Origin of the sequence: Tenacibaculum sp. (assembly GCF_048269885.1) — a bacterium.
Taxonomy (GTDB): domain Bacteria; phylum Bacteroidota; class Bacteroidia; order Flavobacteriales; family Flavobacteriaceae; genus Polaribacter.
In genome coordinates this window covers 41,802-66,015 of record NZ_JBLWTZ010000009.1, presented here as the reverse complement: position 1 = coordinate 66,015, position 24,214 = coordinate 41,802, and the positions used below count along the sequence as shown (strand labels likewise).

The 24,214-nt window shown below is 32.2% G+C and carries 21 protein-coding genes; 19 read left to right on the top strand and 2 right to left on the bottom strand.

Translation table 11 applies throughout. From position 1 onward, the window contains the following. Positions 1 to 317: 317 nt before the first annotated feature. On the bottom strand, positions 318 to 824 hold the full coding sequence (locus tag ACN0WY_RS08610) for a hypothetical protein (protein ID WP_417800093.1): 507 nt from the start codon (positions 822 to 824) through the stop codon (positions 318 to 320). Between the two features lie 144 nt (positions 825 to 968). Between ACN0WY_RS08610 and gpmI the strand changes: the two genes are divergently transcribed. The 6 genes from gpmI to ACN0WY_RS08580 all read left to right on the top strand — a co-directional run bounded on the left by gpmI (position 969) and on the right by ACN0WY_RS08580 (position 6,508). Beyond that, on the top strand, positions 969 to 2,486 hold the full coding sequence (gene gpmI, locus ACN0WY_RS08605) for a 2,3-bisphosphoglycerate-independent phosphoglycerate mutase (RefSeq protein WP_417800092.1): 1,518 nt from the start codon (positions 969 to 971) through the stop codon (positions 2,484 to 2,486). 102 nt (positions 2,487 to 2,588) lie between these two features. Beyond that, positions 2,589 to 3,119, top strand: coding sequence for a thioredoxin family protein (locus ACN0WY_RS08600; RefSeq protein ID WP_417800091.1), 531 nt, complete (start codon positions 2,589 to 2,591; stop codon positions 3,117 to 3,119). Positions 3,120 to 3,148: 29 nt separating this feature from the next. Then, the gene (gene map, locus ACN0WY_RS08595) at positions 3,149 to 3,952 is read left to right on the top strand and encodes a type I methionyl aminopeptidase (RefSeq protein WP_417800090.1); all 804 of its coding nucleotides are present in this window, start codon (positions 3,149 to 3,151) and stop codon (positions 3,950 to 3,952) included. A 39-nt stretch (positions 3,953 to 3,991) separates the two neighbouring features. Beyond that, positions 3,992 to 5,269 (top strand): AAA family ATPase, encoded by a 1,278-nt coding sequence (locus ACN0WY_RS08590; RefSeq protein ID WP_417800089.1) that lies wholly within the window; start codon positions 3,992 to 3,994, stop codon positions 5,267 to 5,269. After that, complete coding sequence (locus tag ACN0WY_RS08585; protein ID WP_417800088.1) at positions 5,259 to 5,741, top strand: hypothetical protein; 483 nt, start codon at positions 5,259 to 5,261, stop codon at positions 5,739 to 5,741. Before ACN0WY_RS08590 ends, ACN0WY_RS08585 begins: the two co-directional genes overlap by 11 nt. Then, a complete protein-coding gene (locus ACN0WY_RS08580; protein ID WP_417800087.1) occupies positions 5,738 to 6,508 on the top strand; it encodes a class I SAM-dependent methyltransferase in 771 nt (256 codons plus the stop codon). The genes ACN0WY_RS08585 and ACN0WY_RS08580 overlap by 4 nt, the downstream gene beginning before the upstream one ends. Here ACN0WY_RS08580 and ACN0WY_RS08575 read toward each other — a convergent pair. Next, positions 6,505 to 7,476 (bottom strand): FAD:protein FMN transferase, encoded by a 972-nt coding sequence (locus ACN0WY_RS08575; RefSeq protein ID WP_417800086.1) that lies wholly within the window; start codon positions 7,474 to 7,476, stop codon positions 6,505 to 6,507. The two genes, ACN0WY_RS08580 and ACN0WY_RS08575, sit on opposite strands and share 4 nt — an antisense overlap. 129 nt (positions 7,477 to 7,605) lie before the next feature. On the opposite strand from ACN0WY_RS08575, the gene ACN0WY_RS08570 reads away from it, so the two are divergent. From ACN0WY_RS08570 to asnS, 13 genes are all read left to right on the top strand, one after another. Beyond that, positions 7,606 to 8,454 carry an OmpA/MotB family protein gene (locus ACN0WY_RS08570; RefSeq protein ID WP_330489280.1) on the top strand — a complete coding sequence of 283 codons (849 nt, stop codon included), beginning with the start codon at positions 7,606 to 7,608 and terminating at the stop codon, positions 8,452 to 8,454. A gap of 190 nt (positions 8,455 to 8,644) precedes the next feature. Beyond that, positions 8,645 to 9,100 carry a 50S ribosomal protein L13 gene (gene rplM / locus ACN0WY_RS08565; protein ID WP_330489281.1) on the top strand — a complete coding sequence of 152 codons (456 nt, stop codon included), beginning with the start codon at positions 8,645 to 8,647 and terminating at the stop codon, positions 9,098 to 9,100. A 2-nt stretch (positions 9,101 to 9,102) separates the two neighbouring features. Further along, a complete protein-coding gene (gene rpsI / locus ACN0WY_RS08560; RefSeq protein WP_047790000.1) occupies positions 9,103 to 9,489 on the top strand; it encodes a 30S ribosomal protein S9 in 387 nt (128 codons plus the stop codon). A 142-nt stretch (positions 9,490 to 9,631) separates the two neighbouring features. Then, the gene (gene rpsB / locus ACN0WY_RS08555; protein ID WP_330489282.1) at positions 9,632 to 10,378 is read left to right on the top strand and encodes a 30S ribosomal protein S2; all 747 of its coding nucleotides are present in this window, start codon (positions 9,632 to 9,634) and stop codon (positions 10,376 to 10,378) included. Between the two features lie 91 nt (positions 10,379 to 10,469). After that, positions 10,470 to 11,438, top strand: a complete 969-nt coding sequence (gene tsf / locus ACN0WY_RS08550) for a translation elongation factor Ts (RefSeq protein ID WP_330489283.1) — start codon at positions 10,470 to 10,472, stop codon at positions 11,436 to 11,438. Positions 11,439 to 11,920: 482 nt separating this feature from the next. Continuing rightward, positions 11,921 to 14,506: a ligand-binding sensor domain-containing protein gene (locus tag ACN0WY_RS08545; protein ID WP_417800085.1), complete on the top strand. Its 2,586-nt coding sequence runs from the start codon at positions 11,921 to 11,923 to the stop codon at positions 14,504 to 14,506. 159 nt (positions 14,507 to 14,665) lie between these two features. Beyond that, on the top strand, positions 14,666 to 16,165 hold the full coding sequence (locus ACN0WY_RS08540) for a T9SS type A sorting domain-containing protein (protein ID WP_417800084.1): 1,500 nt from the start codon (positions 14,666 to 14,668) through the stop codon (positions 16,163 to 16,165). A gap of 62 nt (positions 16,166 to 16,227) precedes the next feature. Beyond that, positions 16,228 to 16,494, top strand: a complete 267-nt coding sequence (locus tag ACN0WY_RS08535) for a hypothetical protein (protein ID WP_417800083.1) — start codon at positions 16,228 to 16,230, stop codon at positions 16,492 to 16,494. A gap of 117 nt (positions 16,495 to 16,611) precedes the next feature. Continuing rightward, positions 16,612 to 18,681 (top strand): T9SS type A sorting domain-containing protein, encoded by a 2,070-nt coding sequence (locus ACN0WY_RS08530; RefSeq protein ID WP_417800082.1) that lies wholly within the window; start codon positions 16,612 to 16,614, stop codon positions 18,679 to 18,681. Between the two features lie 149 nt (positions 18,682 to 18,830). After that, on the top strand, positions 18,831 to 19,541 hold the full coding sequence (pyrH, locus tag ACN0WY_RS08525) for a UMP kinase (RefSeq protein WP_330489287.1): 711 nt from the start codon (positions 18,831 to 18,833) through the stop codon (positions 19,539 to 19,541). Between the two features lie 47 nt (positions 19,542 to 19,588). Continuing rightward, positions 19,589 to 20,143 (top strand): ribosome recycling factor, encoded by a 555-nt coding sequence (gene frr, locus ACN0WY_RS08520; RefSeq protein ID WP_330489288.1) that lies wholly within the window; start codon positions 19,589 to 19,591, stop codon positions 20,141 to 20,143. Between the two features lie 96 nt (positions 20,144 to 20,239). Next, positions 20,240 to 22,603, top strand: a complete 2,364-nt coding sequence (locus ACN0WY_RS08515; RefSeq protein ID WP_330489289.1) for an efflux RND transporter permease subunit — start codon at positions 20,240 to 20,242, stop codon at positions 22,601 to 22,603. A 166-nt stretch (positions 22,604 to 22,769) separates the two neighbouring features. Then, positions 22,770 to 24,203: an asparagine--tRNA ligase gene (asnS, locus tag ACN0WY_RS08510; protein WP_417800081.1), complete on the top strand. Its 1,434-nt coding sequence runs from the start codon at positions 22,770 to 22,772 to the stop codon at positions 24,201 to 24,203. The last annotated feature ends 11 nt before the right edge of the window (positions 24,204 to 24,214 follow it).

Sequence of the window (24,214 nt, the reverse complement as noted above, 5' to 3'; positions counted from 1 at the left end):
AGTATTGTTTTTTGCCTTTTTTCTAATGTTTTTAATTTACTTCATATACTTTTAAAAATTACTATGAGTTTTAAAAGAGCTGTATTAGACATGGTTGTACGCCTACTAGGCAACTATAAATAAGGAAGCTCTTTTGAAAAGCTGCTTGAAGAAATTCGTAAGAAACGAAAAGACAAAACCATGTTGCTTGAGTAAAAAATAGTATTATTTTAATAAGTGTCTTTTCAATATTACTGTACCTAATGAACTTCTTATAAATGAAAAGAACCTCAGCTAATTAAAGCTGGGGCTCTTTTTATATAGAGTTTTCAAGCTGATTATTTCCCTTGAACTATATTATAATTTATTCCAATTCCTATAGAGGCAGGTGCAATTCCATCAGAAGATATTCCTTGATAATATCCATAAATATTCCATTCATCATCATGATATCCTATTTCTGGTCTGTAGTAAAACCCTCCAGATTCACTTCCTTCAGTAAAAAAACCATATCCTATGTCTGAGCCTAAGAAAAAGTTTTCAGTTGGATAAAACCTAAACAAACCAGCTAGTGGAATAATTCCTGCATCTGAAAACGTTATCAACCCTTCTTCTTTACCAAAATAGTGTGTATATCCTGTAGAAACACCAATAGCAAAACTATCAGCATCTAAAAACTGATATTTAAAATCAACACCCAATGCAAAAGATGATACATCTGATGCATCTCCAACTGGCAATCCTGCATGCACCCCCATCTTTAACCAATTTGTTCCTTCACCTACCTGAGCGCTTACAACTGTAGAACTTACTATTGCAACCACTAATAAAATTATTTTTTTCATACTATTACTTTTAAGTTACGAGGCAAAATTACGCTACCCAAGCAAGGAGGATTACCTCTTTCCGTACAAATCTTAACTCAAATGATTTTTACTTTTAGCATTCATCTCTACCTCTATATGAATACAAAGAAGTAAATTTGTAACATGAACAAGAAAGTAATTTTAATGATTTTGGATGGGTGGGGAATTACCCAAGACCCAAAAGTATCGGCTATTTACAATGCCAAAACTCCTTTCATCAATTCATTATACGATAAATTTCCACATGGACAACTAAGAACTGATGGGAAACATGTTGGCTTGCCTGAAGGGCAAATGGGAAATTCTGAAGTTGGGCATATGAATTTAGGGGCTGGTAGAATTGTATACCAAAACTTAGCTAAAATTAACAACGCAATAAAAGACGGGACTTTAGCCCAAGAAAAGGAACTTCTAAATGCTTTTGAATATGCAAAAGCAAAGAATAAAAATATCCATTTTTTAGGATTGGTTTCTAATGGAGGAATTCACTCTCATATTGACCACCTAAAAGGATTGCTATCTGCAGCAAACAATGTTGGTTTAGATAACGTATACCTACATGCTTTTACTGACGGACGTGATTGTGATCCAAAATCAGGAAAATATTTCATCAACGACATTCAAGAACACATGCAAAAAACTACGGGTGAATTGGCAACAATTACTGGTCGTTACTACGCAATGGATCGTGATAATCGCTGGGAACGTGTAAAGCTTGCTTACGATGCTTTAGTTCATGGAGAAGGAATTTTTTCTTCGGATGCTTTAGCTAGTATTCAACAAAGCTATGATTCTGATGTTACCGACGAATTCATTAAGCCTATAATTATGGTTGATGAAAACAACCAACCAAAAACTACAATTAAAGAAGACGACGTTGTTATTTTCTTCAATTTTAGAACCGATAGAGGGCGTCAGTTAACCGAAGCTTTAAGTCAAAAAGATTTTCCTGAGTTCAACATAAAGAAATTACCATTGTATTTTGTTACTATGACAAATTATGATGACACGTTTAACAATATTCATGTTATTTACGATGGAAAGAACATTGAAAACACCTTGGGTGAAGTATTAGAATCAGCAGGAAAAAGTCAAATAAGAATTGCTGAAACAGAAAAATATCCACACGTTACTTTCTTTTTTTCTGGTGGAAGAGAAGAGGAATTTACAGGAGAAAAACGGTTGTTATGTCCGTCACCAAAAGTAGCTACTTATGATTTAAAACCCGAAATGAGCGCTTATGAAATTCGTGATGCTATTATTCCTGAACTACAAAATGGAAATGTGGATTTCGTATGTTTAAACTTTGCCAATGGAGACATGGTAGGACATACAGGAGTTTTTAAAGCTGCTGTTAACGCTTGTGAAACAGTAGACAAATGTGTACAAGATGTGGTAACCACTGCTTTAAACAACGGTTACACCACTATTTTAATCGCAGATCATGGAAACTGTGAAACAATGATCAATCCAGATGGAACACCGCACACAGCTCACACTACAAATCCAGTACCTATGATTTTAATTGACAAAGAATTAAAATCAATAAAAAGTGGTATTTTAGGCGACGTTGCCCCAACCATTTTAAAATTAATGGGTATTGAACAACCAAAAGAAATGACACAACATTCGCTTATTTAAAAATAAATCTTATGAAATAAGCCATAACAAGAAGTTGACACCAACCGAAAAGATTATTGGCGAATTACATCTGATGTATTAAAAACAATAAAAATTAAACAGATGAAAAAAATTGCATCCCTTTTTGCAGCTTTACTAATAGTTTCTTGTGCGTCTACACCTAAGAACTTGGCGACAAAAAACGAAAATGGAAATTTAGTGGGTATCGCTACTAAAAAAGACTTTCAACAAGAACCATATGGGAGTGAGTGGTTCAATGATTTTTATTCATATTACGAAACAGATAAAGCTACCGTAGAAAAACTAAAACCATATTTAAAAGACATAAAAATAAAAGGTTTTATGGGAACTTGGTGTGGAGACAGTAAAAGAGAGATTCCTAATTTTTATAAAATCTTAGACGAAGCCGAATTCGATTATAAAAACCTGGAATTAGTTACAGTGAACCGTCAGAAAAAAGCCAATGGTTTAGAAGAAGGCTTCAATGTAATTAGAGTTCCAACCTTCATTTTTTATAAAGACGGAAAAGAAGTTGGCCGTTTTGTAGAACACGCTCTTGAAGACAGCTCGGTTGAAGAAGATTTCTTAAAAATACTATCTGGTCAAGAATACAAACATCCATATCAAAAATAACTGTAAATTTGCGCCTCAATATTTTTACCATGATTAAACCAAAAACTAGAGAAGAAATTGAATTAATGCGCGAAAGTGCTTTAGTAGTATCTAAGACCTTAGGGATGCTTGCCAAAGAAGTAAAACCCGGTGTGACTACATTGCAACTTGATAAACTTGCTGAAGATTTTATTCGTGAGCAAGGAGCTATTCCTGGTTTTTTAGGACTATACGATTTTCCTAACACACTTTGCATGAGTCCAAACTCACAAGTGGTTCACGGAATTCCAAATAACACACCTTTACAAGAAGGTGATATCATCTCTATTGATTGTGGGGCAATAAAAAATGATTTCTACGGAGATCACGCCTATACCTTTGCCGTAGGGGAAATTGCTCCTGAAACTCAAAAACTACTTGACATTACTAAAGAGAGTTTATATGTGGGTATTCGTGAATTCAAAGTAGGAAATCGTGTTGGAGATGTAGGTTTTGCTATTCAAAACTTTACTGAAAATCATGGCTATGGTGTTGTTCGTGAACTGGTAGGACACGGATTGGGACGCAAAATGCATGAAGACCCAGAAATGCCTAACTACGGACGCAGAGGTCGTGGTAAAAAATTTATAGAAGGGATGGTAGTTGCTATTGAACCTATGACCAATATGGGAACTCATAAAATCCGTCAACACAGTGATGGATGGACCATCACTACTTTAGACAATAAACCTTCTGCACACTTTGAACACGATGTAGCTATCGTTGATGGCAAACCAGAATTACTATCTACCTTTAAGTATATTTACGATGCTTTGGGTATTGAAAGTAATGAAGAAGACGAATTTAGACAATAAAATAGTATATTTACAAAAAAGCTAAATTAGTAATTAAACATGAGGTTAAAACTTCAAAATATTGGAATAGTTTCTTCAGCAGATATCAATATAGATGGTATTACTCTCATAACTGGGGAAAATGACTCTGGAAAAAGCACTATAGGTAAGGTATTATATTCAATCATTAGAGCACTCAATAATAATGAATCTAACTTTAATGAATCTAAGTTAAACTTTATAAAGAAAAAAGTTGAAGATGTATACAACCTTTTATCCCGTGCTAAAAACCTAAACAAAAGTGATGCTTCAATAGTCCATAAAATAAATGAAAATCAATTTACAAATTTATTTTCTCTCTATATTGAAGATGATAAAGATAATATAATTGAAGCTTTAAGAGTAATCAATAGTAAACTTAAAAATCATTCCAATATTTCTCTCAGGGAAAACATATTAAAAATATTGAATGAAGTAGAAGAACGTGAAAGTATTAGCCTAAATTCAACTCAGTTTTTAAACTTTGAACTATCTGAATACTTTAATTTAGAATTCGGAAATCATATTTCAAATGCTTTTTCTAAAGAAAAACCTTTTACTGAAATTAAAACCAACATTGAAACTTGTTTATTTTTAATTAAAGAAAACAAGGTTTTCTTGGAAAAAAACCCCTTAAACTTTCCTTACAAAGACGTAATCTTTATTGAATCCCCATTATTTCTAAAAAACAAAAGTCAAAATCTTAGCTTTAATTTATTAAGAGATAAACGAAATTACTTAAACCAAAAAACTAATCAAAAAGCAGGTTCTAAAGATATTTTTTCAGATAACTCAAAAAACATCAAACATCTGAATAATATAATAGAAGAAATAATAGGAGGAAAGTTTAGTTATAATGATAAAAATGAGATAATTTTTAATAAAAAAGGACAAAGTTTTTCATTAGACAATGTCGCTACAGGCTTAAAAACATTTGGGGCAATTCAATTATTGATAGATAATGGCAACCTAAACATAGACACCCTATTAATCATTGATGAACCTGAAGTACACCTACATCCTACATGGCAAGTTAAATTTGCTGAAATTTTAGTTCGTTTATCTAAAGAATTTGCTATTCCCATGGTTTTAACATCACATAGCCCCTATTTTATAGAAGCTATAGAGGCTTACTCTATAATACATAAATATCAAGGCTCTACTGATTTTTATTTTGCTCAAAAAGACAAAAAAGGAAAAAGCTCAAGAATAATTAACATCAATAATGATTTAAATATTGTTTTAGATTCAATATCTGAAGCATATTACACTTTGCAGGATATTAGAAATGATTTATAGTGATATTGAAAAATATTTTTCTGAAAATGTTCCTCAAAAAAACTATTCAGAATTATCTATTGACAAAGAGTCAAAAAGCTCACTAATAAGCTCCAGTAAAAAATCTTATGATTTTGACGAATTAAACACCAAGATTAAAACCTCTGACACAATCATATTTAACACTAAAAAAATATCTCTAGTTGAATTTAAGAATGGGGACAAAATAAAAGAAATCGACATCAGGCTTAAATGCTCTGAATCTATAATGAGTTTCTTGAACTTTATATTAGAAGAGCAAGTTGTTGAAACTCTTTGTTTTCCTAGTCAGTTTTTTCAATTCTACTTGGTTTTTAACAGAAAGAAAATAAATGCCTCTCAAGTTAATCATTTCGGAAACATTCAAAGAAAACTACAAAAAGAATACTCTAATTTCTACTCAAAAGTTGTCATCATAAACCAAGATCAATTCAAAAGGGTTTTTAGGATATGAGAATTTTCAAAACGATACTAAACACCATCCCAAGACCTATATTAATCAAAGCCAGTTATTGGGCTCGTCCTATTATTACCTGGTGGTTAAAAGGGGATAACTTTACAGATCCGATTGACGGAAAATCATTCAAGAAATTTTTACCTTACGGATATGGAATTCAACGTAAAAATGCACTTTCTCCTTCCACCCTTTCACTAGAAAGACATCGTTTACTGTGGCTTTTTTTACAACAGGAAAGCAACTTCTTTACTTCCGATAAAAAGTTAAAAGTATTACATATCGCTCCTGAACAATGTTTTTTAGCTCTTTTTAGAAAACAGCAAAATTTAGAGTATACAACATCCGATTTAGAATCACCGATTGCCGATGTAAAAGCAGATATTTGCAATCTTCCTTTTGAAGACAACGCTTTTGATGTAGTGTTTTGTAATCATGTATTAGAACATATTCCTAACGATACAAAGGCGATGCAAGAATTGTATCGAGTAATGAAAGTTGGTGGATTTGGTATTTTTCAAATTCCGCAAGATTTATCAAGAGAAATTACTTTTGAAGACGATGCTATTACCGACCCTAAAGAACGCGCAAAAATATTTGGTCAGTACGACCATGTACGCGTATACGGTCGTGATTATTTTGATAAACTACGTTCTGTAGGATTTAAAGTTGATGAAGTAGACTATACACAAAAAATCGCCCCAGAAAAACTAGAACGATTTGCTTTAATGAAAGGCGAAATTTTGCCTGTATGTTATAAAAATTAGTTTACAAATTCTGCTAGTTCTCCAGCTTCATTATGATATAACAACACCACTTTAAGCGCTGGATGTTTTTTTAGAAACTCTTTTGTTTTTTCTAAACCCATTGCTAAAAAAGCTGTTGCATAAGCATCTACATCGGCACAGTCTCCTTTTAACCGAACCGACACACTTAACAAATTGCTCTCTTCTGCTAATCCTGTTTTCGCATTTACTGTGTGTACTATCTTTTTTCCTTCAGCATTTACTTTGTACTTTCTATAATTCCCAGAAGTAGCCATAGACTCATTATCCAACTCAATTATTTTTTGAACAGAGCGTGTTCCATCAATATTTGGCTTTTCAATAGCTACTTTCCATAAGTTACCATCTTTTGTTCCTCTAGCCCTAATCTCTCCTCCTATTTCTACTATATAATCATGAATATTTACCGACTCTAAAAACCTTCCAACAACATCTACGCCATACCCCTTAGCAAAAGCGTTTACATTAAACTCTATATTTTCACTATCTCTATAAACTTTTCTATTTTTTAACACCACTTTATCAAACCCTACATTCTCCATCAAAGCTGCAATTTCTTCAGAAGTCAAATCTTTCTTTTCTTTTCCTGAACCAAATCCATAAGCATCTATTAGCCTCCCAATTGTCGGATCAAAATAACCATCCGTTTCTTTATAAATTCTTTTAGCCTTTTCAAAAACCTCTACAAACATCGCATCAACTACTACTGTAGTATCTCCTTGATTAATTTTTGAAATATCTGAAGTAGGCTTATAGGTTGACAATGATTTATTTACCAAATTAAATAAACTATCAATGGATTTTTGATGGTCAACTTTATTCACATAAGTTATGTGATACGTAGTACCAAAAACAGCTCCTTGTAATTTAGTTGTGTTCTGTTTTTTTTCTTCTTTACAAGCTGTTGCTAACAATAATAAAACTACTAAAAGCGTTATTCTTTTAATCATCATTAAAAATTTAGTCACAAAAATAATGCTTTCACACTTCATAAAAGATTGTTAATTCTCTTTTTTGTGTCTTCATTTTTATAAATTTGCTTAACTATTAATAAATACATCTAAAAAAATCAGAATAAAATGAGAAAACTATTTTTATTCCTTACTGCTTCAGTTTTATTAGCATCTTGTGCTTCAACAAAAGAATTAGAAGCCATAAAAGCTAAACACGAACAAACAAAAGAAGAATTATTGGCTGTAAAAGCTAACTTAACAAAATGTTTGGTTGAAAAAGAAAACTGTCAGGACAAAGCATTTTCTTTAGAGTCTAGAGTAACCGAATTAAAGAAAGATAAAGAAAATACTTTGCAACAAGTTGAGAACTTAACTGTGTTAACTCAGGGTGCCAATGATAATATTAAAGAAACACTCGCTCAGTTAAGCAAAAAGGATAAGTATATTAACAAAATTAGAGAAGCAGCTTCGAAAAAAGATTCTTTAAATTTAGTGGTTGCTTTTCATTTAAAAAGAGAATTGCAAGAAGGTATTGACGACGAAGACATTGAAGTAAATGTAGAAAAAACAGTGGTATTTATTTCAATTTCTGATAAGTTATTATTTAAAAGTGGAAGCTACACAATTAACGAAAACGCTTCTAAAGTGTTAGAAAAAGTTGCAACTGTAGTTAACGGACAACCTCAAATGGATGTAATGGTAGAAGGACATACCGATAACACTCCTGTTGCTGCCGGATCTGCCTTGAAAGATAACTGGGGACTGAGTGTTTTACGTTCAACTGCTATTGTTCGTGAATTACAAGGAAAATACAATGTAGCGCCTCAAAGACTAATTGCGGCTGGTAGAAGTAGTTATATTCCTTTAGTAGAAAATAACAGTCCTGCTAACAAAGCTAAAAACAGACGTACAAAAATTATTATCTTACCAAGATTAAATCAGTTCTTTGATTTATTAGACCAAAAGGTAGAATAATTTTTTACAACATACACATAAAAAAAGCGTGCTTAAAGCACGCTTTTTTTATGCTTTGAACTTGACTCAATTCATAGACAAAAAAATTAAACTAACCCCCTATTTGTCAATCAAATAATTAATCGTACATTTGCAGACCTTTTTAAAGGATAAATTAAATTATTAATAAACAAAAACTAATCGTGTAATTATGAACACATTAAGTTACAAAACAGTATCGGCTAATAAAGCTACCGTAAACAAAGAGTGGGTTTTAGTTGATGCGGACGGGCAAACATTGGGTCGTCTAGCTTCTAAGGTTGCAAAACTTATTAGAGGTAAGTACAAGCCAAATTATACTCCTCACGTAGATTGTGGAGACAACGTTGTAATTATCAACGCTGAAAAAATCAACCTAACAGGTAAAAAGTGGAGCGACAAATCTTATGTACGTCACACAGGTTACCCAGGAGGGCAAAGATCATTAACTGCAACAGAAATGTTCGAAAAAGATCCTACAAGATTAATCGAAAAAGCAGTTAAAGGTATGTTACCTAAAAACCGTTTAGGTAGCGCGTTATACAAAAATTTATATGTTTACGCAGGTACAGAGCATGGTCAAGAAGCTCAAAAACCTAAAACTATTAACCTTAACGATCTTAAATAATTATGGAAACTGTACACAAAATAGGTAGAAGAAAAACAGCTGTTGCTCGTGTTTATGTTTCTCAAGGAAGTGGAAACATCACGATCAACAAAAGAGAGTTTAAAAACTATTTCACTACACCAACTTTACAATACAAAGTTCAACAACCTTTAATGTTAACTGAAAACTTAGAGGCTTACGATGTAAAAGTAAACGTATACGGGGGTGGTGTTACTGGTCAGGCTGAAGCTATTCGTTTAGCAATTACTAGAGCATTAGTAGCTATTAACGAAGAAAACAAAGCGGTATTAAAACCAGAAGGATTATTAACTCGTGATCCAAGAATGGTTGAACGTAAGAAATTCGGTCAGAAGAAAGCACGTAAGAAATTCCAGTTCTCTAAACGTTAATATGTTACTGAACTTGTTTCAGTATTTAAATGTTTCGAGACTGTTATTTACAAATCAATTTTTAACAGTTTAGTATCTAAATATTTCAGACTTAATAACTACTGAGATATTGCGAAAACAGAACGTAAACACATTTATTAAAATGGCAAACATTCAAGAATTATTAGAAAGTGGTGTTCACTTTGGACACTTAACTAGAAAGTGGAACCCTAACATGGCTCCATACATTTATACAGAGCGTAATGGTGTTCACATCATCGATTTGTACAAAACTTCAGCTAAAATTGACGAAGCTTCTGCTGCGTTACAAAAAATAGCTAACTCAGGACGTAAAATCTTATTCGTTGCAACCAAAAAGCAAGCGAAAGATATCGTTGCTGAAAAGGCTAAAGCTGTAAACATGCCTTACATTACTGAGCGTTGGCCAGGTGGTATGTTAACAAACTTTGTTACTATCCGTAAAGCCGTTAAGAAAATGACGTCTATTGATAGAATGAAGACTGATGGTTCTTTTGATGCATTATCAAAAAGAGAAAAATTACAAATTAACCGTCAACGTGAAAAATTAGAAAAGAACTTAGGTTCAATTTCTGATATGACTCGTTTACCAGGAGCTTTATTTGTAATTGATGTAAAGAAAGAACACATTGCTGTTGCTGAAGCACAAAAATTAAACATTCCAATCTTTGCAATGGTTGATACAAACTCAGATCCAAGACCAATCGATTTTGTAATTCCTGCAAATGATGATGCTTCTAAATCTATCGATAAAGTTTTATCGTATGTAACTGATGCAATTGCTGAAGGCTTAACTGAAAGAAAAGCTGATAAGGAAAAAGCTAAAGCTGAAAAAACAGCTGATGCTCCAGCAAAAGAAGAAGCAAAATAATTTTTAATTTAAAGGTTTCATTACATTGAAACCTTTAAATTTTTACAACTTTGTACAACAATATATTTACAACTAAAAAATAACGATAGAAATGTCAGTAAAAATTAGCGCTGCAGACGTAAAAAAATTAAGAGAAACTACCGGAGCTGGTATGATGGATTGTAAAAAAGCATTAGTAGAGGCTGAAGGTGATTTTGATAAAGCTATTGAAATTTTACGTAAAAAAGGACAAAAGATTGCTGCTAAAAGAGCAGATCGTGAGTCTACTGAAGGTGTAGCAATCACTAAAATTAGCGATGACAACACATATGGTGTTGCTATCGTATTAGCATGTGAAACAGATTTTGTAGCTAAAAACGATTCATTCAAAGCTTTAGCGCAAGAATTTGTTGACATCGCTTTTAACCACAAAACAAAAGAAGAGTTCTTAGCTGCTGATTTTGGTGGTGTAACTGTTGCTGAAAAATTAATCGAGCAAACAGGAGTTATCGGTGAGAAAATCGATATCACTGCTTTCGAAAGAATTGAAGCACCATACGTAGGAGCTTATACTCACGTTGGTAAAATTGCTGCAATGGTAGGTTTAACTGCTGCTGTAGATAACGCTGCTGAGTTAACTAAAGACTTAGCGATGCAAGCTGCTTCAATGGGAGCAACTACTTTATCTTACAAAGATTTTGATCCTGCATTTGTAGCTTCTGAAACTGAAGCTAGAATCGCTGCGATTAAAAAAGACAACGAAGAGTTAGTACGTTTAGGTAAAACTTTAAAAAATGTTCCTCAATTCGTTTCTCGTTTACAGTTAACTGAGGAAGCTATAGCTAAAGCTGAAGAGGAAGCTAAAGAGCAATTAAAAGCTGAAGGTAAACCAGAACAAATCTGGGACAAAATCTTACCAGGTAAAATGGAAAGATTTATCTCTGACAATACAACTTTAGATCAAGAACAATGTTTATTAGATCAAAAGTTTATTAAAGACGAAAAGAAAACAGTTGCTGAATATGTTTCTTCTTATGGTGACGTTGAAGTTAAAAACTTCGTAAGAGTTACTTTAGGATAATTCTCAACAATTATATTATATAAAACCATCCATTTTTTGGATGGTTTTTTTTTGGAAGACCCTTTATTATTTTACTTTCCATTCACTTGCTCCTATGCTATATCAAATAAAAATTAAACAATCGCTTTTTATTCAAAAGCTACAAATAAAAGCATTTTCTTATACTCCTCATCCCCAATTAGCCAACTGTAATATCCATATTTAACAAGGCTTTTTCCTATATACCTATAAACTCATAGGTAAATCCACTCCACACTTTTCATAATAATTGAAATTTATTTCTATTATATATCAATAATTTATACATTTAAGTGGCTAAAAAAAACGCCCCCTAAAACAATTGAAATGAAATCGAAACACATTATGATACCTGCTCTCAAATCTATTCTATAGAAATTGGAACTTTCCTAAAGTTTAGTCATAAAACTTCATCAGAAAAACACCTCATAACCCTTCCAAGAACACCTTATTTTACCTCCCTAATGCTCAGCTATAAAAACACCTTCATATTTTCATTAATTACATTAATTAGCACCGTTTGCCTTGCTCAAGAATTTATTTATGAAAAATTAGGGGTAGATGAAGGGTTACCAAGCTCTCAAGTATACGACGCTTACCAAAGTAAAGAAGGGTATATTTGGTTTGCTACAGACAAAGGGATATCTAAATATAATGGTTACGAATTTGAAAACTTTGACACTAATGACGGTTTAACAGGCAACGTAGTGCTTCGCTTTTATCCACAAAAAAATGGACAAATATGGTGTTATTCTTATCATAACAAATCTCTTTTTTATTTTGATGAACTATTTAAAGGGTTTACACCCTATAAGTACAACAATATACTCGCCCAAAACTTATTCTTTGACAGTGTAATAAAAAGTGTTTATATCGATGCGGCGAATAATTTACACATAGGTGGTCACTACATAAATGGCGAATTAATTATAGATCCAGAAGGCAAGATCAAAAATAATTATGCCTCCGAAGACTATTTTATTACAAAGTTCTCTTCTAAAAAAAGAATCGTACTTGATAAATCTCCGCATTTTGCAGCTACCTCTTTTTTTTTCACAACAAATGACACTAGCAACATACAAAAAAGGATATCTGCGAAGTACATCCATGCTCGTATCATGGCTGATTGGTTAACACCTCAAAAGACCGGTGTTTTTATAAATGACAGCCTAGTATCTATTGTAAATAAAAACAAGATATTCATAAAAGATAAGTACTCTCCAATAGCTCTAAAAGTTATTGACAGTGAACATTTTTTTATTGGTTATGAGTTTGGAGGAGGGAAAATCATAAATAAGAAAGGTCGTATTTTAAAATCATTTTTAAAAGGAAAATCTGTAACCGACTTATTAATAGATCACGAGGGAGGTTTCTGGTTTACAACCTTAAATTCTGGGATATACTACGTTAAAAATCCATCCGTAAACATCTATAATATTGCCGACCAAACCAACATCCATGTGAATAACCTTGCAAAAACAAAAAATAAAGAGCTTTTGGTTGGATACAATAATGGTGACATTCTAAAATTATTAAAAAATAGAAACTCTATAACACTAGATGCATCGAGAGGCTTCCGGCGTGCATTAGTTGAACACGATTCTGTATCTAATGAAACTTATCTTTATAATGCGAAAGGTTTTGTAAATATCTCTAACCAAAAAACATTGCTTAAAGGACATATTTTAAAACTATCCGAACCCATTGATAGCACTATTTTTGTCTCTAGACATAAATGCTTTCATGTAATAAAAAACAATAAACTTATTGCCATAAACAACAAATTACCTTTTAGAGTGCATGATGTAACTTTGTGGAACAAAGACACTATTCTTGGTACCCCTTTAGGTATTTTTAAATTCAATAACGGTGAAATTACTCCTTTATCAAAAAAATCGGAGCTTTTTAATTTTAGAAGTGACGATGTAGATGTCAGTAAAAATAAAAAGACCTTATATATTGCTACTCAAAATGCAGGCTTGGTTATTAGTGACGGTAATCACACATACAATATCACCGAAAAAAACGGATTATATAGTAATATTATTAATGAAATATCTATTGAAAATGACTCTACCATATGGCTGTGTACAAACAAAGGTTTAAATAGAATTATTTTTAGTAAAAATCATTATCAAGTTAATGGAATTGATAAAAAAAGAGGGTTATTGAGTAATGAAATTGAAGATATTGAGATTATAAACGATACCGTTTGGGCAGGAACCAAACAGGGATTATGTTTTTTTTCAAAAAACCAACTCACACCCCAAAAAATTAACAACACTTATTTTAAACTAAAAAAAGCATACACAAATAACAATCCGAAAGACAGCATTAAAGACAATGCCACATTATCTTACAAGGATAATGAAATTGATTTTATTGTGGAAGGTATTTCTTTTGCAAATAAGGGAGATTTACATTATCAATACAGGTTAAACAATCAAGAGTTTTGGACTGCTACCAAAGACAGAAAAATTCACTTTTCTTCACTCCCTCCTAACCACTATACTTTCGAAATTAAAATGTGTTTTAACAATAAAAACTGTTCAGAAAAAACAGTTACATTTTCTTTCACCATTCTTCCTCCATTATGGAAAACAGGCTGGTTTAAGATGATTTGTGCTTTGGGTATTTTTTTTCTGATTTATGTATTCTTTAGAATACGAGTGCTTACCTATAATAAAGACATTGTAAGAGAATTGTTACGAGTATTCTTAAAATATTTAAAAAGAAAAGAAGACATCTATTTTTCTTTTAAAGAAAACGGCAATGAAGTACGCATTAAATCGCAAGATATACTGTATATAAAATCTTCAGGGAACTATATTGATGTTTTTACAAAAAGTAAAACACATACGGTTGGTATGAATATTGGAAAATTCCTGAGCCATATTCCCGACAAGCTTGAATATATACGCATCCACCGTTCGTATATAGTTCGAATAGATAAAATTACTTCTAAATCTAAAGACAAACTAAAAATTGATGACCTACAACTTCCTGTAAGTCAAAGCTACCTTAAAAACTTACAAAATATTCATTTTTAAGCGCGAATAGTTCGTACCTAAAATAGCTAGTATTCGTACCAACCCCGTTTTCGTTGGTAACTATTTTAATACCTATCGGTAACAAAACCTTATAAAATCAAGGTTCATTTTTTATGATTAAAATAGATTTGGCACAATAACAATCAAAAAATTTTAATTATGAGAAATAAAATAATCTTAACCCTAAGTATATTGACCTTTGTATCAATGAATTCACAAATAGAACGTAATCTTGGAGCTAAATCTGCCTTACAAAAATCTGAATTTATTCGAACTGTTCCTCAAGAAAGTAACGGGTATTTGGTAATGCACAAAAATAGCCGTGTTGATTATTGGATTATAAATGTAATCCTAGATAAGGAAATCATTAAAACATATAAAACTGGTAGTGGTGAAAATTATATTAAAATAGGAAAAGATATTTATAATAATTGGGCATATTCATACAAAATATTAGGTATATCTAAAACAAATACAACTATTCTTAATATAGATGCTATGCCTATAAATGGTGACCCAGTATGGATTTATAACAATTGCAATAGACCCACTTGTGTAAAAACATCTGGTGGTGACAACTATGCTTATGGTATGGAAATAATAGAAAATGTTAATAATAATTCCTATAAATTAAAATTAAGAAAGGCTTGGGATTATTTTGATGAAGAAGAAGGCATACAAGTACCATACTATATAGAGGTTAGTGCTAATAATCTTAGCAGCGCTCTTATTGATCAATATCATTCTTATTCTCAAGGAGAATCTCCACAAACCTATTTTTTTGACAACGGAATGTATAAAGTAGCCTTAGGAATGGGACCATGGAAAAATGATTTAAATGTTCTCACTAACCAAATTAATGGCTATGCAGGAGAAGGTTGTGACTTGTCATTTATAGCTGCATTAAACAGAATGAATGCTCACGCTTCCCTTTCATCACCACTAACGTGTAACGGTCAACAATATTCCCAAAATGAGTCTGGAGGAGGTGTTGATAATCCATTTGGAATATATGCAAGTACATCCACAAATATCCTAGATTGTGTTTTATATCTTATGGATTATAATTCAGAACTTAGCTATATAGATGAAAATGGTATTCCACATTATGTTTGGGTATTAAATTCTACCTCTATTTCGTTAGATGATTGTAATGGTGAACCTACCACTACTAGTCCGTGCCCTCCTGGGTATATTTATTCTCCTGGGGGTGGGGATCCGTGTAAACCTATGGAACCAATTATACGTGATTTAAAAGCTATTAGTTTAACTCCTATTGACGTGCCTTCGCAAGGTGAAGGAGATACTGTAGAAAAAGGTTTATACTTAATGGTTTTTAATTACGGTGAAGGTATTTCAATTCCTATTTATAAAAAAATTGAAAATAAAATTTCTCTAAAAGAAAATAATACAAGCGATATTAATGAACTAACAATTTCCCCAAACCCTGTAAAAAATGAACTTACAATACGATTAGAGGATGAAAATATTATTTCTTATTCCATTTTTGATCATCTAGGAAATAAAATAAAAAAAGTAGAACTTTCTTTAAAATCAAAACAACAAATATTGGATTTAAGTCAATTGAAAAAGGGGGTTTATATACTAAATATTAAGAGTGACTCTAATAAGTTTACAGAAAAAATAATTAAAGAATAACTATACATGCTGCCTTAATAAAATTCTCCTCTTTACCTAATTAAAAAATTAAAAACAACTGTATGAAAACTAAACCCATTCAATTTTCACAACTTTTAACAATACTTTTATTATTTATATTGTTTTTGCCCATAAGAGGTCAAACCTCATTTAGTGGATTACAAAATATTTATTCTCAAAATATAACAAAAGTACCTAAAGTTCATTTAACAGATCTAGACCAAGATGGAGATATGGATTTGATAAGGGTAAATCCTTTAGGGGATCTGTTTTGGCATGAAAATTTAGATTGTCTAGAGAATTTTAGTAATACTAAAGTAATTTTATAGCAAACTGTTTTTTATTGGCGACCTTTTTAATAGTTACCCCAAACAAAGAAAAGTATAGCCTATGCTTAATTTTTAAAATTAAAAAAAAATTAAATCATAAACTATAAAATTTGAATTATGAAAAAACAACTCTTAGCAATTATTTTCATTACGACTTGTATTCATTTATATGGTCAGCTTAACTGTTGTCAAAATGGTAACTTAATTAAAAATGGGCAATTCGCATTAACCTCAACACCTCCTACTAACACGTCAAATAATATTGATCTAGCAGTATATTGGAGTCCTATATGGATAATTGGAAGTCAAGCTGATTTATACGATCAGAATCAAGCACCTAATTCCTTTTCCCTACCAGATCCAGCAGATGGAAATTATGCATCTTTTTGGATTGATAATAGAGTATGGCATACCGCCAATGGTAGGGAAGGAATGTCTGTAAAGTTAGGTGACAATAACACTTCAATCACAATTTATCCTAACTCTGGTGACTATAATTTATCATTTGATATCGCTTCACTGGCAGGATGGGGAGATTCAGAAGTAGGTGTTTATGGTGTGTATAACCCAACAAACTCAATAACAAGTCCACCTGTATCGTCACACAATCCTACTAATTTAGAACTATACGGTCTAAACAATACTGTATTGTTAGGTACTATATCCGTACCAAATAATACAAATGGAATCAAACAACAAGAAACTTTAACATTTTCAACCAATTCTGTTAACTTTCCTTCGAATGGAATCGATCATATATTCATAACTAGAAGTAGTACGGTTTTAAATGGTAGTCGCTATGTTGCTTTTGATAATTTTTGTATATATGAGAAAACGGACACAATCATTTATAATGAAATAATTATGTGTAGTACTTTCCAAGAAATATGCGGCCCCATAGCTCCTAGTGGTTCTACTTACTCTTACCAATGGTATAGTACACAAAACATTCCGTTTCCAACATCTGTGCTAGAAGGAGAAAATATGTGTTTTACACCATCTCAAATAGGAATACACACGTTGATAGTTACCGATGAAAATGGGTGTACAGCTAACCATACCATTAACGTATTGGATGAAATTCCTCAACCCAATTTAGGAAACGATATTACTATAGAATGTGGACAAAACCCCATTGGTAATATTAACATATTAAATCAGGGTTTTGACGGCTCAAATTATACCATTACTTGGTTTCATAACGGTCAAGTTATTCAACAAGGAGGAGAAACCTTAATGACTTCAATTACTGAAGGAGAAGTTACTGTCAAAGTATCTGTAGAAGGTTGTAGATCAGTGTCTGATACTATCCATATTAATAAAAAATACTGTTGTCCTGATGATTTAAAATTGGTAATGGATTGTAAAACCAAAGAACTACGTGTAGAAAATCTTCCTAATAATATAACCGTCAATACCATTTTTTGGGATTTAAATAACCAAACAATACCCAATGAAAACAATACTACCCTACATGTAACTGAAGAAGGTATTTACTCTTTTGGAATTATATTTACTTTTCCTGATGGAACAGAATGCCATCATTATATTCATTTTGAATACAAAGAAGACTATTGCTGCGATATTACTGGTTCTCAAGCAGTAGTCAACATGTTAGGGATAACTAATTATTACAATGTTCCAAATACTCCATACGGACCTATGACTATACCAGCAATGTGTGGCAGAGTGGCTCTTGACGGTTCATTGAGTACTTGTGAAGATGGATATTTTATTTCTGTTGCCCCATTTGACCCAGCTTCTTGGAGTAATACAAACAGTCCTATTTTTGCTGATTGGATTCAAGGACAAGCTCCTAATAATATAGATTTGACACAACCTCCATTTAATTTGGTATTTGATAATCAAACATTTTATATGATACAATTTGCTGTAGGTCCAAATTGGGATGATGAATATATTTTATTCTGGTATGATTGTGAAACCAAGAAAGAAATGGTAATTGCCCCCAACCCAAATCAAGGCATCTTTAACGTTTCTATGACAAATAATGAAAAAGAAGGAGTCTTAGAGGTGATAGATTTATCAGGAAATCTAATTTATAAAGGAACTATTTTTAAAGAAAACCCGACAGAAATAGATATTTCTAGAAAAAAATCAGGGACTTATATAGTAAAAGTCTCTATTGAAGGAGAAGTGTTTTCAGAAAAAATAATCAAAGAATAAAAATAAAAATTTCTAAATGTAAGAAGAGGTTGTCTAAAAAGTAAAGGCAACCTCTTTTTGTTTAATTCTTTAATAATTCAGGTTTTCAAAAAAAGTTTAAATCACTTCTTAAAAATTTCATTAATTTTGCACAACTTTCAACAAAACAAATGCAATACAAAAGAATTCTTTTAAAATTAAGTGGTGAGGCACTAATGGGTGAACGTCAATATGGAATTGACCCAAACAGACTTAAAGAGTATGCCCAAGAGATAAAACAAGTTATAGATAAAGGAATAGAAGTAGCCATTGTAATTGGTGGTGGAAATATTTTTAGAGGAGTTGCAGGGGCTAGCCAAGGTATGGACCGCGTACAAGGCGACCATATGGGAATGTTAGCTACTTGTATTAATGGATTGGCTTTACAAAGTGCCTTAGAAGATCAAGGAATTCACACGCGTTTACAAACTGCAATTGAAATTAAAGAAATTGCAGAACCATATATAAAACGTCGTGCTAATCGTCACTTAGAAAAAGGACGCGTAGTAATTTTTGGTGGAGGAACAGGAAATCCGTATTTTACAACCGATACAGCAGCTGTATTAAGAGCTATTGAAATTAATGCAGATGCTATTTTGAAAGGTACCCGTGTTGATGGTATTTATACAGCTGACCCTGAAAAAGATAAAGATGCTGTTAAATATGAAAACATTACTTTTAAAGACGTTATTGAAAAAGGACTGAAAGTAATGGATATGACAGCCTTTACCTTGAGCGAAGAAAACAAATTACCAATTATTGTTTTTGACATGAACAAGCAAGGAAATCTTTTAAAGCTTGTTTCTGGAGAAAACATTGGAACAATAGTTGATAACGAATAAACCGAAAAGTTACCCTCAACTTATTTGAGGTTTTAAATACGAACAAAATGAACGAAGAGATTGATTTTATTTTAGATTCGACAAAAGAGGCTATGGATAAAGCCATTAGCCACTTAGAAAAAGAATTGGCAGGAATTAGAGCTGGTAGGGCTACTCCTGCTATGTTAAGCACAATTATGGTAGATTACTACGGTTCTCAAACGCCATTATCACAAGTTGCAAACGTAAACACTCCTGATGCTAGAACGATATCTGTTCAACCTTGGGAAAAAAATATGTTACAAGAAATTGAGAAGGCTATCATGCTTGCAAACATTGGATTCAATCCAATGAACAATGGGGAAAACATTATTATTAATGTGCCTCCGTTAACAGAAGAACGTCGTATAGGATTAGCGAAACAAGCTAAAGCCGAAGCTGAACACGCTAAAGTAGGTGTTCGTAATGCTCGAAAAGATGCAAATAACGAAATTAAAAAGGTAGAAATTTCTGACGATATGAAGAAAAATGCTGAGGCAGATGTTCAGAAATTAACTGACAATTATGTAAAAGTAATTGATGAAAAGCTCGCTGTTAAAGAAAAAGAAATTATGACAGTATAACTTCTTTTAAGAAATCGTTAAAAAAGAGCGTCATATGACGCTCTTTTTTTCGTTTAATTAATTCATTTAACATAACTTTGCTGAAATTTTTTTTGGATGACTTTTTGGACTAAAATCGCAGGGTTCTTATTGCGAAATCGTTACTTAGTTTTAATTACTATTGCTATAATTACAGGGCTTTTAGTCACTCAGATGAAATATATGCGCTTCTCCTACACAGAAGCGAATTTACTTCCTACCGACCATGAGGTTAACATTGAATACAATAAGTTCTTAGAAATTTTTGGTGAAGAGGGAAACCTCATTATCTTAGGTGTAAAAGATTCTACAATATTTACCCCTACTAAATTTAATGCATGGAACAAACTTGTTAAAGATTTAGACAGTTTACCGCAGGTAGACTTTACCGTTTCTGTTGCTGATGTTCAACAATTAAAAGCCGACAGAAAGCAACGAAAATTTGTTGTTGAACCACTTTTTGAAGAAGCACCTTCAACCGATGCAGAAATCAAAAATATTAAAAAGCAACTTTTTGAAAAACTCCCGTTTTACAACAACCTATTATACAACGATAAAGGTACTTTACAAACAGCCATTTATTTAAATAAAGACATCGTAAACACACCTATTCGTAAGGATTTTGTTTTTGATGTGTTAATTCCAACCATAAACTCTTTTGAAAAAGACCATCAAATAGACGTTCGTGTTTCTGGTATGCCATACATTAGGACCTTAAACTCTCAGAATATTACTGATGAGATGGGAATTTTTGTTATTGGAGCACTATTAATAACTGCCATCATCTTTTTCTTCTTTTTTCGTTCGTTCAGAGCAACTTTTATTACCTTACTAGTAGTAAGTATCGGAGTTACTTGGGCTTTTGGTTTTATGGGCTTATTCCGTTATGAAATTACGGTATTATCAGCTTTAATTCCACCTTTAATCATTGTAATTGGTGTACCTAATGCGGTTTTTCTAATTAATAAGTATCAACAAGAAGTAAAAAAACACGGAAACCAAGCAAAATCATTACAACGGGTAATTTCAAAAGTTGGAAATGCCACTTTAATGACCAACATTACTACCGCTTCTGGTTTTGCTACTTTTATATTTGTTAAAAGTAGACTAATGCGAGAGTTTGGTGTTTTGGCCTCTGTAAACATCATTAGTATCTTTGTTCTTGCGCTATTAATTATTCCGATTATATATAGTTTTATGCCGCTTCCTGAGAAAAAACACTTAAACCATTTGGAAAAAAAATGGATGGGAAATGTTGTTTCTTGGATGGAACGCATGGTAAAAAAACAACGAATTGCTATTTACATTACCACAGTTTCCATAATCATTTTTAGTATGATTGGGTTATATATGATTCGTGTATCAGGCAGTTTGATTGAAGACATGCCAAAAGGGAAACAATTTTATAAAGACATTAAGTTTTTTGAGCATGAGTTTGGAGGAATCATGCCTCTGGAAATTTTAATAGACACCAAAAAAGAAAAAGGTGTTATGAAGCTTTCTACTTTAAAAAAGATGGAAAAACTTAACGAAACTATTGAAACTTTTCCTGAATTATCCAAGCCTATTTCTGTCACAAACCTTGTTAAATACTCTAAACAAGCCTATTATAACGGAAATCCTAAATACTATCAACTTCCAACAAGTCAGGAGAAAAGTTATATTTTCTCTTATACAAAAAATTCTGATAGCAATTCTGGAATGTTAAAGAACTTTGTTGATAGTACTGGACGTTATGCACGTATCACTACCTTTATGAAAGATATAGGAACCGATAAAATGGATGTTATCCAAGAGCGATTACAAGCCGTTATTAACAAACAGTTTCCTAGTGAAAATTTTGACGTTTCATTAACAGGTAAAGCCTTAGTCTTTTTAAAAGGTACCAACTACCTAATAAAAAACTTGGTTATTTCATTATCATTGGCCATCCTATTAATCTCAATTTTTATGGCGTGGATGTTCCGTTCACCTCAAATGATTTTAATTTCACTAATTCCTAACATGCTACCACTACTCATTACTGGTGGATTAATGGGCTTCTTTGACATCCCTATAAAACCCTCTACCATATTAGTTTTTAGTATAGCCTTTGGTATTTCAGTAGATGACACTATTCACTTTTTGGCAAAATACAGACAAGAATTATTAGCCAATAACTGGAAAATAAAACCTGCTGTTTACTCAGCTTTAAGAGAAACTGGAGTCAGCATGTTCTACACCTCAATTGTGCTTTTCTTTGGATTTTTAGTGTTTACCGTTTCAAGTTTTGGAGGCACCATCGCATTAGGAGGTTTAGTTTCAATTACATTATTATTGGCTATGGTTTCAAACTTACTATTGTTACCTTCTCTACTACTTTCTTTTGAGAAAAGAATCGCAAATAAGAACGTTTTAAAAGAAACTAAGTTTAAAATATTACCCCCAAAAGAAGACAAATAATTTGAACTTAATTACCAATGCTCTAGAGGAGCTATAAGCACTTAAAAGCACTTCTTTTTTCTATCGAGCTTAACTGGTAAAAGTTAGCTCTTTATTCTTGGTTCTCTTTATTGCTTATTAACAGCAAAAAAGTATCTTTGCTTGATTTTATTGAAGATATAAAGACATGAAAAGAAGTAGCGTTAAAGATTTATTACAATCTGACAAATTTTTACAAGAAGTACACGTAAAAGGATGGGTAAGAACTTTTAGAAGCAATCGTTTTATTGCTCTAAATGACGGTTCTACTATTAATAATATTCAGTGTGTTGTAGATTTTGAAAATACCGACGAAACTTTATTAAAAAGAATAAATACTGGAGCTGCGGTAAGCATTCAAGGTACTTTAGTTGAAAGTCAAGGTAAAGGACAAACAGTAGAAGTTCAAGTAACAAGTATAGAAATCTTAGGAGATTCTAATCCTGATGAGTATCCAATTCAGCCTAAAAAACATAGTTTAGAGTTTCTACGTGAAAATGCACATTTACGCGTAAGAACGAATACTTTTAGTGCTGTAATGCGTTTGCGTTCAGCATTATCATTTGCTGTACACCAATATTTTCAGCAAAATGGGTTTTACTATGTAAATACCCCAATTATTACAGGTTCTGATGCTGAAGGTGCTGGTGAAATGTTTAAAGTAACTCAGTTTGAAGCAAACAAAGCTCCTGTAAACGAAGAAGGTGAAATTGATTATTCTAAAGATTTCTTTGGAAAAGAAACCAACTTAACCGTTTCTGGTCAGTTAGAAGGTGAAACCTATGCCATGGCCTTAGGTAAAATTTATACCTTTGGTCCTACTTTTAGAGCTGAAAATTCAAATACAACGCGTCATTTAGCCGAATTTTGGATGATTGAACCTGAGGTAGCTTTTAACGATTTAGATGCGAACATGGATCTTTCTGAAGACTTTATTAAATACGTATTACACTATGTATTAGAGAATTGTAAAGACGATTTAGCTTTCTTAGACAATCGCTTAGCACAAGAGGAAAAAACCAAACCTCAAGCACAACGTAGTGAAATGGGCCTACTAGAAAAATTACGATTTGTTGTAGACAATAACTTCAAACGAGTAAGCTACACAGAAGCTATTGACATTTTAAGAAACTCGAAGCCTAATAAGAAGAAGAAATTTCAGTTTCCTGTTAACGAATGGGGGGTTGATTTACAATCTGAACACGAACGTTATTTAGTAGAAAAGCACTTTAAATGCCCTGTAATTTTATTTGATTATCCAGCAAATATAAAAGCGTTTTACATGCGTTTGAATGAAGACGGTAAAACCGTACGTGCTATGGATGTGTTATTCCCTGGAATTGGAGAAATGGTAGGAGGCTCTGAAAGAGAAGAACGCTTAGAGGTTTTAAAGGAAAAAATGGCTGAACTAAATATCCCTGAAGAAGAGTTATGGTGGTATTTGGATACTCGTAAGTTTGGTACAGCTGTTCATTCTGGCTTTGGTTTAGGTTTTGAACGTTTAGTTTTATTCGCTACTGGAATGAGTAATATTCGCGATGTAATTCCTTTTCCAAGAACACCACAAAACGCTGAGTTTTAAAAAAAACATAA